We start from the raw sequence: 11,537 nt of genomic DNA, 5'->3' as shown, positions 1-11,537 counted from the left end.
TCAGGCGATGTACAGCAGAACCGCGCCCGAAGACGCCGTGCTGTCCGTGCTCGGCGGCATGCCGATCGAAGCCGCAGCCAGGCGCGCCGAAACCTCCCCGGCCCGCCTGGCTGCGGCCGTCGAGCGCTACCGGGCCGCCGGCCAGACGGCACTGCACCAGCAGTCCGCGGGCTGGCACCAGGTGTACGTGCAGTTCGCCGACTATCCGACCGCGGCCCGCGCCTTCCGCGCCTACCTCCTCCCCGCGCTGCGCGAGGAGACCGTCGGGGCATGGTGGTTCCTCCGCAAGTACCCCTACTGGCGGTTGCGGGTCCACCCGGCGCCCGGCGCCCCCGCGGAGCCCGTGATCGCACACGTGACGCAGGCCCTCGACTCGGCGGTGTCTTGGGGCGTGGTGAAGGATTGGCAGCCCTCCCTCTATGAACCTGAGTCCATCGCGTTCGGCGGGCTGGAAGGACTGGAGATCGCGCACCGCCTGTTCCACGCCGACAGCCTCGGTGTCCTCGCCTACGACCAGCTCGCCGACAAGGGCGTCGACCGACTGCCCGAAGCCAAGGTGACCTCCCTGCTCCTCCTCGCCTCGTTCCTGCGATCCGCCGGGCTGGAGTGGGGCGAGCAAGGGGACGTATGGGGTCAGGTAGAAGCCAAGCGAGCGCTGCCGACCGACGTCCCGCCAGCCAAGATCAGCGCCATGGTGGACCCGATGCGCAGCCTCCTTACGGTGGACGCGGGCGCAATCTTCGCCGAGAGCGCTTTGGCGTCTCTGCGCACGTGGCTCACGGGCATGAGACGCGAAGGCCAAGCTCTCCAGCAGGCGGCGCATGCCAACCGCCTCGGGCTGGGCCTACGCGGCATCCTGGCCAAGCACGTCACATTCCACTGGAACAGGATGGGATTCAGCGTCCGGCAGCAGGCCATATGGGCACGCGCAGCCCGAGAAGCCCTACTTGGGCAGTGAGCCTTTTCTCACCAGGCTACGGCTGGAACCGTTGAGTCTGTCGGTTGCAAGGATGACGGGCCTTGTGGTGACGGATTTACGGCGTGCTGGGCGAGCGTCCGAGCTGTAGGCGTGCTGCCGGTGGCAGCGGCGTAGGTGCTCCCGTCTGCTCGCTCACGATGCAGATGCTTCCGGTGGCGTGTGAGAAAAGGGGTACCGGCTGAACCTCCTCAGCGGGGCCGCCTGTCCCGTTGGAGCCGAGTGACACGTCAAGCATCTCCATTTTCGAATAGATCGAACATTCCACTGATGTCCAGTTTGTCGTCTGGACTTGGTGCTTAACGCTGGTGGACACTCAGGGACATGTCCCAGGGATCACACGACGCCGCCCATAGCGCGGTTGGTTACCAGCATCAGACCTGGTGGGCGCTGGTGGAACTGTTGCGCTCTGGACCCGAGCGTCCGGACTCCTCCCTCACGCTGGAGATGTACGACGACATCGCCTGGGACGTGTCGGGGACACCCACCGAGTTGCTGCAGGTCAAACACCACAAGGGGAGGACCCGGCGACTGACTGACCGGGCAATGGACGTATGGAAGACCATCCAGGTGTGGATGGATGAGTCTTCGCCAGGTGATGCCAGCGGCCCGTCTCTGGTTCTGGTGACCACGCAGACTGCGGCACCGGGAAGTGCAATGGCCTTCCTTCGCGCCCAAGACCGGGACGAGCCGGCCGCTCTGAAGATTCTGGAGGCAGTCGCCGCCGAGGAGGGATCGGGCGAAACGCGTGAGACGCGTCGCCAGTTCCTTGCGCTTGCTCCTTCGGTGCGGCGCACATTCGTGCACCGCATTCGCGTGGCGGATGGCTCTCCGCACGCCGAAGAAGTGCATGCCGCGGCCCGGACTGCCCTGCAGTGGACGCTGCCCACCGGTCACGAGGAACTGTTCATGGCCATGGTGTGGAAGTGGTGGGATGGCCAGGCACTGGCTCTGCTGCAGGGCCGCCTGACTAGCCTGGACGTGGGATCGGCCCAGGCCGCTATCGCGGAGATCCGGGATCAGTTCACCAGCGAAAATCTGCCCACGCTCGTGCACCTGCTGGACGTGAACGAGGACGACATCAAGGAGCAGCACCGTACCCGTCCATTTGTGCAGCAAATGGAGTGGGTCGCTTACCCGCCTCGCAACCTGCAGAAGGCGATCGTCGACTACTACCGGGCATACACCCAGGCAGCCCGGTGGGTGGACGAGGACCTCATCGGCATCGCAGAACTCGAACGCTTCGAGGCGGAGTTGATCGACGAGTGGGACCGTGAGTTCGAGTGGATGACGGAGGGACTTACTGAGGACGCGGACGAGAAGGCCAGGCAGGCAGCAGGCCGGAGTCTGCTACGCACCTTGCTGGGGCAGACGGGCATCACCGTCCGCTCCCGCTACAACGACCCATTCTTCGCCCGCGGTCACCGCCATGCACTAGCTGACGCCGGCAAGGTCGGATGGCATCCTGAGTTTGAGGAACGCATCAAGCAGCTGCTGCACGTGCACGCCTGAGTGGTGCATGCGAACAATCAGAGGGAAGCGCGGATGACCGGGTGGAGTGAGCAACCCTCCGTCGTCGCGGCGATGCTCAATCCGGCATTGATCGCCGCGCTGCTGGCGACTACCGCCGAGGGACACGCCAAGGAGACCAGTCAAGGCGTTCCTGTGGTGCTGTCATTCGTCGCCGCCCCGCTCGTGCTGCACCGAGGCACCCGCGAAGCCCTCCCAGCATCGACAGCCACACACCTGGCTACCTGGGTGTCACGAAACCCGGTGCTGCGCGCAGGGCTCCCACAGCGTGCGGTCAGTCTCGTGGAACCGGTCCGGGCAGGCATTCGCTTCGGTCTGGCACACGACGTGCTCACCCTTGACCGGGACCGCCTGTCCGCCGTCCCCCGCAAGCGGCCGCGCGGAGTGCGCCCTGCGCCTCAACTCAACGAGGTCCTGCGCAAGGCCAACCTCGTGGGCCGGTGGCTGGCGAAGACCGACAGTCCCGCAACTGTGCTTGCGCTGCTGGGCGTGGCACCCTGATCCGGTGCAGCTGCTCGCGATCATCCTCTACAGCAACACCGGTGACCGACGGACCCTGGAGTTCGAGCCAGGGGCGATGAACGTCGTCACCGGCGAGTCCAAGACCGGCAAGAGCGCCCTGCTGGACATCCTGGAGTACTGCCTCGGACGCGATAGTCTCCAGATGCCCATCGGGCCGATCACCCAGACCGTCGCCTGGTACGCAGCGCTGCTCGACCTGGGCGGTGGCCGGGCATTCGTCGCCCGCCCGGCCCCGCTACCGGGTAGGAGTTCGACGCAGCGTGCCATGCTGCGGTTCGGCACTGACCTGGAGGCGCTCGGGTTCGAGGAGCTGGAAGCCGACGTGGACTCCAACGCGGTCCGCGAGCAGCTTGGGCGCAGGATCGGTATCGAAGAGAACCTCCACGAACCTCCGCCCGGGTCCGCCCGCCAGAGTGTCGAAGCTCATCTCGGTCATGCCGCGTTGCTCTGCCTGCAACGGCAGAGCGAGATCGCCGACCCGAACTTCCTTTTCCACCGGCAGGGTGAGCAGGGCATGGCCCAGACCCTGAAGGACACGATCCCCTACTTCCTTGGGGCTGTCCGCCGCGACCAGGCCCTGCGACGCGCTCAACTCTCCGCAGCCAAACGTGACCTGAAAACTGCTGAGGCTGCCTACCGCAGAGCTCAGGAGGCCGCCCAGCTTGCCGGAGCCACCCTGTCAGCACTGTGGCAGGAGGCGTACGCACTCGGCATGGTGGCAACTTTCGAAGAACCGGAGCGTGCCGCTGCCGTCGCCGAACTGCAAGCGGCAATCACTCACGCGGAGTCCGGGCCTGCCCCCACGGGCGACGGGGAAAGTGCCACACGCAGAGAGCAGTTGCTGCAGACGCGCGACGATCTGCGCAACCAGTTGCGCGGTGTCGCAGCCGAGCGGGAGATCCTGCTACAGCAGGAATCGACTGAGGTCGGCTTCGAGGGCGCTGTGCGCACCCAGACCGCTAGGCTGGCCAGCCTGCACCTGCTGGGCCTCACCCCTGACAGCAGCAGCCCTCTCACAACATGCGCGTTGTGCGGCAGCACCATGGCTGATCCCGACCCATCGGTCGCCGACCTGGACCAGCACCTGCGCCGGCTGAGCGACCAGTTGAACGGCATCGAGGCGGCCCGCCCGGCCCGCCGCGCCGCGCTGACGGTTCTGGACGAGCGAGCCGATGACCTTCGCGGCCAGCTACGCACCGTCGAGGCGGCCCTGCGCCAGCTCACCGCAGCGACTTCCACGGCCGACCAGCTGCCACAGGACGCAGCACGGAATTTCATGAGAGGGCGCATCCACGCCATCCTTGCGTCCCTGCCTGCGGCCTCGGACGCGGAGCTCCAGCGGCTGCGAGAGCTGCTGGAGTTCACGCAGGAGCGAGTCAGCGCTTTGGAGGCCGAACTCGATCCTGCGGAGGAGCGCGAGCAGGTCACCTCCCGGCTGATGGCAGTCAGCCAGGACATGACTGCGTGGGCGAACCGGCTCCAGCTCGAACATGGCGGAAGCAGCGTGCGCCTAGACCTAAGCCGCCTGACCGTCGTTGCCGACACCGAACAAGGGCCGGCTCCGCTCTTCCGTATCGGAAGCGGCGAGAACTGGGTCGGGTACCACCTCGTCGCCCACCTGGCGCTGCACCGCTACTTCGTCCGCCAGCACAGGCCTGTTCCCCGGATCCTGATGCTCGATCAACCCACACAGGCCTGGTACCGATCCGAGGTCGACCAACGCTCCGGGGAACTGCGCGGCGATACCGACCGCGAGGCCGTAAGCCGGCTGTTCCGCCTCATCTACGACGTGGTGCACGAGCTCGCTCCCGACCTACAGGTGATCATCTGCGACCACGCCAACCTTGCCGAGAAATGGTTCCAGGACTCCGTGGTCCACAACTGGCGCCACGGCGAGAAGCTCGTTCCTCAGGAATGGATCGACCAGGGCGCCCGGGGTCCCCTGGAGTCGTGAGCCTGCCCGGCAGAGCAGGGCTCTGCCGCATTTCTCGTCCCGTCATTGCAAGGTGGCCGACCTCATCTGTCGCGTTTTCGCCCTGCCCTACGCCCGCACGCCCCACCGCTCGGGAGGTTGGAGCTAACCGGTATCCCGTAACTGCCGACCACAGACGGGATGATCTCGCTGTGACCAATGTGATCACACCGGGGTGGAAGTCGGCCAGCTGAGTACCCGGGAACCAGTGCGTGGCGCGAGGGTGAGTTGACCCGTGGAACGGTCTGCCCACCCAATTCGACCCCGGAGCCGAACGGCAGAGTGGACACCCCCTCTGACCTGGGCCGGAGGGGTGCGACAGGACGAGCCGGGCTGTACGCCGGGTTCTGTTCCCGGGGTTCCTCGCGGAGCCCCGGGTGACGGCCATCCATCTAGGGCCGGTGTTGCCACCGGCCTCGTGCGGTCTACCCGCGGACTCGGGCGGGCAGCCCTCGAACGTCCGCGCAGAGACGCTTCCGAAGAGGCGTCTCCTCTTGACCTTGCTCCGGGTGGGGTTTACCTAGCCGCCTGAGTCACCTCAGGCGCTGGTGGTCTCTTACACCACCGTTTCACCCTTACCGGGGACCGAGGTCCCCGGCGGTCTGCTTTCTGTGGCACTGTCCCGCGGGTCACCCCGGGTGGCCGTTAGCCACCACCCTGCCCTGTGGAGCCCGGACGTTCCTCGGGGAGTCCCGTGAGGGAATCCACGCGGCCGTCCGCCCGGCTCGTCTGCCGTGTGGACCATGGTACCGGGCGCCGGCGGGGTCCCGGTGCCGTCGGCCGCGGGGGCGAGGGCTGCGCGGGCGTGGCCGACGGGGGCGCGGCGGCTTCCGGGGGCGAGGGCTGGGAGGCCGGCGGCTTCGGGGAGGCGGCCGTCGCCAGGACCGAGCCGGTGAGGATGAGGGCGAAGGCGACCAGGACGGTGACGGTGAGGGCCTCGTCCAGGAAGACGGTGCCGGCGGCGACCGCGATCGCCGGGTGGACGTAGGTGATCACCGAGGCGCGGATCGGGCCGGCCTCCTTGATCAGTTCCAGGAAGGCGACGAAAGCCACCGCCGTGCAGACCACCCCGAGGGCGGCGAGAGCGGCCAGGGTCTCGGCCGAGGGCAGGGCGGCCGGGCGGGTGAGGTACGCGGCCGGGGCGTACACCAGGGCGGCCAGGGCCAGGCAGGGGGCGATGAGGTGCAGGGTGGGGACGTCCTTGAGGTGGCGGTTGGCGATGAGGGGCGCCGTGGCGTAGCCGACGACGGTGACCAGGACCTCCGCGAGGGAGAGGGCGTCGCCGCCGGTGAGGTGGGGCGCGGTGAGGACGGCGACGCCGCCGATGCCCAGTCCGAGGCCGGCGAGGCGGCGGGCGCCCAGGGTCTCCGCGGCGCCGAAGAAGCGGGACAGCAGGACGCCGACGATGGGCACGCCTGCGATCAGCAGGCCGGCCGTGGAGCTGGACAGGTGCCGTTCGGCGTCGGTGAGGGTGTACCAGGGCGCGATGATCTCGATGACGGCGAAGGCCAGCATGGGCTTCCAGCGGGCCCGCAGGTTCCGGGTCAGGCCCGGCTGGCGCAGGGCGAAGGGCAGCAGGAGGGCGGCGCCGAGGGCGCAGCGGGCGAAGACGACCGTGGACGGGGACACCTCGTCCACGGCCACTTTGATCAGCAGGTAGGGGATCCCCCAGACCAGGCCCATCAGGGAGAACAGGAGCCAGCCGCGTGCAGTCATGCGGTGAGTGTCGCGGCGGTCAGCGGGTCGCGTCTTGAACGCTGTTGCGGTACGCGGCCGGGGTCACACCGAGGACGCGGCGGAACCAACGGGTGAGGTGGGCCTGGTCGGCGAAGCCGACGAGGGCGGCGGCCTCGGCCGGGCGCAGTCCGGCGTCGAGGAGGGCGCGGGCCCTGGTCACCCGGTACTGGGCGAGCCACGCGTACGGAGGCACCCCCATCGTCGTGCGGAAGGCGCGCAGGAGCTGGTAGCGGGACAGGCCGAGGCCGGCGGCCAGTTCGGCGAGGGAGGGCGGGGCGAGCAGTTCGTCGGCGAGGCGGTCCCGGACGGCGCGGGCGACGGGGCCGGCGTCGGGGACGGTGTCGTCGCCCGGGCGGGCCGTGGAGTGGCGGCGGGCGAGGGCGGTGAGCAGCCAGGGCAGCCGGGACTCGGCCTCCAGGGGGTCGGGGTGGGCGCTGAGGTCGGTGTGGGTGCGGCGCAGGGCGGCGGCGAGTTCGGGGTCGTCGAGGACGGGCTCGCGGAAGTGCGGCAGGGCGGTGCCGAGGGTGCCGTCGGTGAGGAGGGCGGGGGTGGCGTAGAGGGCGCGGTAGGCGTAGCCGTCGGGGGCGGCGGGGCCGCCGGTGTGCATCTCGCCGGGTTCGAGGACGACGATCGATCCGGGGCCGGAGACGATGCGTCCGCCGCGGTAGGCGATGACCTCCAGGCCGCCTACGGTGACGCCGACCGTGTACTCGTCGTGCGTGTGCGGGGCGTACTCGTGCCGGTCGAAGCGGGCGGTGAGCAGGTCGAGCGACGGCCCGCACCGGCCGAGCCGGGCCCTGGTCCAGCGTGCCTGCTCCCGTACGTTCCCCGTGTTCCCCACCGCGCACCCCCCGGATCAGGGGACCAGACGAAGTCGGCGGTGTCCAGGTCGAAGGCGCACCCCCGGGCGGTGCGACGGTGGCCGGTTGACCTTGCCGCCGCGTCAACGTTTCTACTGGGGGCATGCGGATCGGAGAACTCGCCGCGGCCGTCGGTGTGACCACGCGGGCCGTGCGGCACTACCACCATCTCGGGCTGTTGCCGGAGCCGGAGCGGCTGAGCAACGGCTACCGGAACTACACGCTGCGGCACGCGGTCGTGCTGGCGCGGATCCGGCGGCTGACGGAGCTGGGGCTGGGGCTGGCCGAGGTGCGGGACGTGCTCGCGGACGACGCCGGGAAGGACCTGATGGAGGTACTGACGGAGCTGGACGAGGACCTGGCCCGGCAGGAGGCGGCGCTCCGGGAGCGGCGGGGGCGGTTGCGGGCGCTGCTGGAGACGGAGGGCGGGCTGACCGCCGACGGGCCGGTGTCCCCGGAGCTGGCCGCCCTGTTCGAGGAGCTGGCCGGCCTCGCCGACTCGCCCTCGGCGGCCAAGGAGCGGGAGGTGCTCGCGCTGATCGAGACCACGGCGCCGCCCGAGCAGCGGGAGGAGTTCATGGCCATGTTCGGCAGCGCGCTGTCCGCGCCGGGCGGGGTGGAGCGGGCGCAGCGCGCGTACGCCGTGCTCGACGCGCTCGCCGACGCCGGTACGGACGATCCGCGCATCGACGAGGCCGTCGGTCTCTTCGTCGCCTGCCTGCCCGAGGGGCTGGTGCCGCCGGGGGCGGGCTCCGTCGACCAGGAGCACAGTTTCCTGCGCGCCCTGTACGCCGATTTCGCTCCGGCCCAGGCGGAGGTGATCCGGCGGCTGCTGAGGAGACTCGGGGAGGGGCGGGGCGCGTGAGCGGGGGACGGTGTGGGGGTGTCCCCGGCGGGTGAGGCCGGGGCCCGTGAGCGGTGGGGCCGCGGGGTTTCCCGGCAGGTGGCGGCAGGGCGCGTGAGCGGGCGGCGGCGTGGGGGCGTCCCGGCAGGTGGGGGCAGGGCGCGTGAGCGGGCGGCGGCGTGGGGGCGTCCCGGCAGGTGGCGGCGGGCGCGTGAGCGGGTGGGTCGCGGGGTGTCCCGGCGCGTGGGGTCGGGGAGCGGGCGCCGTACTCTTGCGGCGGGGTTCCGCCCGCCGGGCCGCCGGGTCCCGAACGCCGGAGACACGACCGGGCACGCGAGCCCCGATGCCGTGAGCCCGGATGCCGTGAGCCCCGACGCCTGAGCCGAAGTCGAAGGAGTACGTGTGCTTGTCCTGCTGCCGCCGTCCGAGGGCAAGGCCGCTTCCGGCCGCGGGGCCCCGCTGCGTACGGAGTCGTTGTCGCTGCCGGGGCTGACCGCCGCCCGGAACGCCGTGCTCGACGAGCTGGTCGACCTGTGCGCCGGGGACGAGGACAAGGCGCGCGAGGTGCTGGGGCTGAGCGAGGGACTGCGGGGCGAGGTCGCCAAGAACGCGGAGCTGCGCACGGCCGGGGCCCGGCCCGCCGGGGAGATCTACACCGGGGTGCTGTACGACGCGCTGGGCCTGGCCACGCTCGACACGGCGGCGAAGCGGCGGGCCGCGCGCTCGCTGCTGGTGTTCTCGGGGCTGTGGGGGGCGGTCCGGGTCACCGACCGGATCCCGTCCTACCGGTGTTCGATGGGCGTCAAGCTGCCGGGCCTCGGGGCGCTGGGCGCGCACTGGCGGGCGCCGATGGCGGAGGTGCTGCCGGAGGCGGCCGGGAACGGACTGGTCCTGGACCTGAGGTCGGCTGCGTACGCGACGGCCTGGAAGCCCAAGGGCGAGGTGGCGGGGCGGACGGCGACCGTGCGGGTGCTGCACGCGCCGACCCGGAAGGTGGTCAGCCACTTCAACAAGGCGACCAAGGGCCGGATCGTCCGGAGCCTGCTGTCGGCGGGGTCCGCGCCGGGGAACCCGGCCGAGCTGGTCGACGCGTTGCGGGAGCTCGGGTACGAGGTGGAGTGCGAGGCGCCCGCCAGGGCGGGGACGGCGTGGGCGCTGGACGTGCTGGTGGCGGACGTTCACTGAGGCCCGAGGGCGCGCAGCACAGGCATTCCGTTGCGCACTGTGCAATGCGCTTTGCGCAGGGTGCTCTCGCGCGGCAGCATGACCGTCATGAGTTCACCCCTGCCCTCTTCCGGCCCGTCTTCCGGCCCCTCCCCCGCCGCTGCCTCCCGCCCGGGTGCCGGTGCCCCCGCCGCGTCCCTGCTGGACCTGGCTCCCGTCGTGCCCGTCGTGGTGGTCGAGGACGCCGCCGACGCCGTTCCGCTGGCGCGTGCGCTGGTGGCCGGGGGGCTGCCGGCGGTCGAGGTGACCTTGCGGACGCCCGCCGCGCTCGACGCGATCCGGGCGGTCGCCGCCGAGGTGCCCGGGGCCGTGGTCGGGGCGGGCACGGTACTCACGCCTCAGCAGGTGGACGACGCGGTGGGCGCCGGTGCCCGCTTCCTGGTCAGCCCCGGGTGGACGGAGCGGCTGCTGGAGGCGATGCGGGCGTCGGGGGTGCCGTTCCTGGCCGGGGTGTCGACGGCCTCGGAGGTGGTGGCGCTGCTGGAGCGCGGGGTGCGGGAGATGAAGTTCTTCCCGGCGGAGGCGTCCGGCGGCACGGCGTATCTCCGGGCGCTCGCCGGGCCGTTGCCGCAGGCGCGCTTCTGCCCGACGGGCGGTGTCGGGCCGGACAACGCGCCGGACTATCTGGCGCTGCCCAACGTGGGCTGCGTCGGCGGCAGTTGGATGGTCCCGGCGGATGCCGTGGCCGCCGGGGACTGGGCGCGGGTCGAGCGGCTGGCCCGGGCGGCGGCCGGGCTCAGCGCAGGTGTGACGTCTCGTTGAACAGGCGGACGCTGGCGTTGCCGTCGGCGTAGTAGGCGACCGCCGACAGGGAGGCCGCCGACAGTTCCATGCGGAACAGGGCCTCCGGCGGGGCGCCGAGGGCGAGCCGGACGAGCGTCTTGATCGGCGTGACGTGGGTGACGAGCAGGACCGTGCGGCCCGCGTGCGCGGCGATCAGCTTGTCCCGCGCCGCGGCGACCCGGGCCGCGGTGGCCGCGAAGCTCTCGCCGCCGCCGGTCGGTTCGGCGTCGGGTGCGGACAGCCAGGCGCTCAGGTCCTCCGGGTGGCGTTCGCGGACTTCGCCGAAGGTGAGGCCCTCCCAGGCGCCGAAGTCCGTCTCGCGCAGCCCCTCTTCGATCTGCACGTCCAGGCCGAGGCGGGCGGCGACGATCTGTGCGGTCTCGCGGGTCCGGGCGAGCGGGGAGGCGACGACCGCCTGCACGGTGCCGCGCCGGGCCAGGGCCGCGGCGACCCGCTCGGCCTGCTCGCGGCCGATGCCGGAGAGGGAGGGGTCGCTGCCGCCGCTGCCCGAGAAACGCTTCTGCGGGGTCAGTGGCGTCTCGCCGTGCCGGAGCAGGACGAAGGTGGCCGGCGGGCCCATGTCGGCGGGGCCCCAGCCGGAGCGGGGGGTGGCGACGGCCTCGGCGGCACGGACGTCCGCGCCGGCCTTTCCCGCCTCGGACGTGGGGTCGGTGCCGGACTGCCCGGCCTCGGAGGCGGGACCGGGTCCGGCCTTCCCGGTCTCGGACGCGGTTCCGGCTCCGGCCTTCCCGGCCTCGGACGCGGGGTCGGTGCCGGCCTTCCCGGTCTCGGAGGCGGGGTCGGTGCCGGCCTTCCCGACCTCGGACACGGGACCGGGGCCAGCCTTCCCGACCTCGGACACGGGACCGGGGCCAGCCTTCCCGACCTCGGACACGGGACCGGGGCCAGCCTTCCCGACCTCGGACACGGGACCGGGGCCAGCCTTCCCGGCCTCCGACGCGGGACCGGGGCCGGACGCGGGTTGGGCCGTGTCGGCGGGGCTGTCGTTGCGGAGGTCGGGGGCCGCCGGGGTCTCCGCCCGGGCGGCGGTCGTGCTGCGATGGCGGGCCGCGCCCTCGGCGAGTGCCG

The 11,537-nt window shown here is 71.4% G+C and carries 9 protein-coding genes, 1 other RNA gene and 1 pseudogene; 7 read left to right on the top strand and 4 right to left on the bottom strand.

Annotated elements, in window-relative coordinates; translation table 11 throughout:
- The first annotated feature begins 7 nt into the window (after nt 1-7).
- The 4 genes from G3I53_RS14375 (at nt 8) to G3I53_RS14365 (ending at nt 4,982) form a co-directional block, all read left to right on the top strand.
- Nucleotides 8-958, top strand: coding sequence for a thiopeptide-type bacteriocin biosynthesis protein (locus G3I53_RS14375; protein ID WP_164337307.1), 951 nt, complete (start codon nt 8-10; stop codon nt 956-958).
- A 342-nt stretch (nt 959-1,300) separates the two neighbouring features.
- Nucleotides 1,301-2,488, top strand: a complete 1,188-nt coding sequence (locus tag G3I53_RS14370; RefSeq protein ID WP_164337308.1) for an ABC-three component system protein — start codon at nt 1,301-1,303, stop codon at nt 2,486-2,488.
- A gap of 33 nt (nt 2,489-2,521) precedes the next feature.
- On the top strand, nt 2,522-3,007 hold the full coding sequence (locus tag G3I53_RS33865) for a three component ABC system middle component (RefSeq protein WP_239063888.1): 486 nt from the start codon (nt 2,522-2,524) through the stop codon (nt 3,005-3,007).
- 4 nt (nt 3,008-3,011) lie between these two features.
- Nucleotides 3,012-4,982, top strand: a complete 1,971-nt coding sequence (locus G3I53_RS14365; protein ID WP_343240620.1) for a DUF3732 domain-containing protein — start codon at nt 3,012-3,014, stop codon at nt 4,980-4,982.
- Nucleotides 4,983-5,320: 338 nt separating this feature from the next.
- On the opposite strand, the gene rnpB is transcribed toward G3I53_RS14365, so the two are convergent.
- The 3 genes and pseudogenes from rnpB to G3I53_RS14350 all read right to left on the bottom strand — a co-directional run bounded on the left by rnpB (nt 5,321) and on the right by G3I53_RS14350 (nt 7,578).
- Nucleotides 5,321-5,728: RNase P RNA component class A (gene rnpB / locus G3I53_RS14360), an RNA gene on the bottom strand.
- A 160-nt stretch (nt 5,729-5,888) separates the two neighbouring features.
- Nucleotides 5,889-6,683: pseudogene (locus tag G3I53_RS14355) on the bottom strand (DMT family transporter); the annotation flags it as partial.
- 52 nt (nt 6,684-6,735) lie between these two features.
- Complete coding sequence (locus tag G3I53_RS14350; RefSeq protein ID WP_164337310.1) at nt 6,736-7,578, bottom strand: AraC family transcriptional regulator; 843 nt, start codon at nt 7,576-7,578, stop codon at nt 6,736-6,738.
- A gap of 122 nt (nt 7,579-7,700) precedes the next feature.
- Here G3I53_RS14350 and G3I53_RS14345 point away from each other — a divergent pair, with 122 nt between their 5' ends.
- From G3I53_RS14345 to eda, 3 genes are all read left to right on the top strand, one after another.
- Nucleotides 7,701-8,462, top strand: a complete 762-nt coding sequence (locus G3I53_RS14345) for a MerR family transcriptional regulator (protein ID WP_164337311.1) — start codon at nt 7,701-7,703, stop codon at nt 8,460-8,462.
- Nucleotides 8,463-8,843: 381 nt separating this feature from the next.
- Nucleotides 8,844-9,626, top strand: a complete 783-nt coding sequence (gene yaaA, locus G3I53_RS14340) for a peroxide stress protein YaaA (protein WP_164334703.1) — start codon at nt 8,844-8,846, stop codon at nt 9,624-9,626.
- An 87-nt stretch (nt 9,627-9,713) separates the two neighbouring features.
- A complete protein-coding gene (gene eda, locus G3I53_RS14335) occupies nt 9,714-10,427 on the top strand; it encodes a bifunctional 4-hydroxy-2-oxoglutarate aldolase/2-dehydro-3-deoxy-phosphogluconate aldolase (protein WP_164334705.1) in 714 nt (237 codons plus the stop codon).
- On the opposite strand, the gene G3I53_RS33860 is transcribed toward eda, so the two are convergent.
- Nucleotides 10,402-11,537: histidine phosphatase family protein (locus G3I53_RS33860; protein ID WP_239063886.1), on the bottom strand; the 1,136-nt coding region annotated here is incomplete at its 5' end. The two genes, eda and G3I53_RS33860, sit on opposite strands and share 26 nt — an antisense overlap.

This window comes from Streptomyces sp. SID14436 (assembly GCF_010548465.1).
Lineage (GTDB): Bacteria > Actinomycetota > Actinomycetes > Streptomycetales > Streptomycetaceae > Streptomyces.
This window is presented reverse-complemented; position numbering and strand designations above follow the sequence as displayed.

Excerpts from the sequence above, each read along its gene's own strand:
- G3I53_RS14375 (WP_164337307.1), top strand. The coding sequence starts at position 8 with ATGTACAGCAGAACCGCGCCCGAAGACGCCGTGCTGTCCGTGCTCGGC.
- G3I53_RS14370 (WP_164337308.1), top strand. The coding sequence starts at position 1,301 with ATGTCCCAGGGATCACACGACGCCGCCCATAGCGCGGTTGGTTACCAG.
- G3I53_RS33865 (WP_239063888.1), top strand. The coding sequence starts at position 2,522 with ATGACCGGGTGGAGTGAGCAACCCTCCGTCGTCGCGGCGATGCTCAAT.
- G3I53_RS14345 (WP_164337311.1), top strand. The coding sequence starts at position 7,701 with ATGCGGATCGGAGAACTCGCCGCGGCCGTCGGTGTGACCACGCGGGCC.
- eda (WP_164334705.1), top strand. The coding sequence starts at position 9,714 with ATGAGTTCACCCCTGCCCTCTTCCGGCCCGTCTTCCGGCCCCTCCCCC.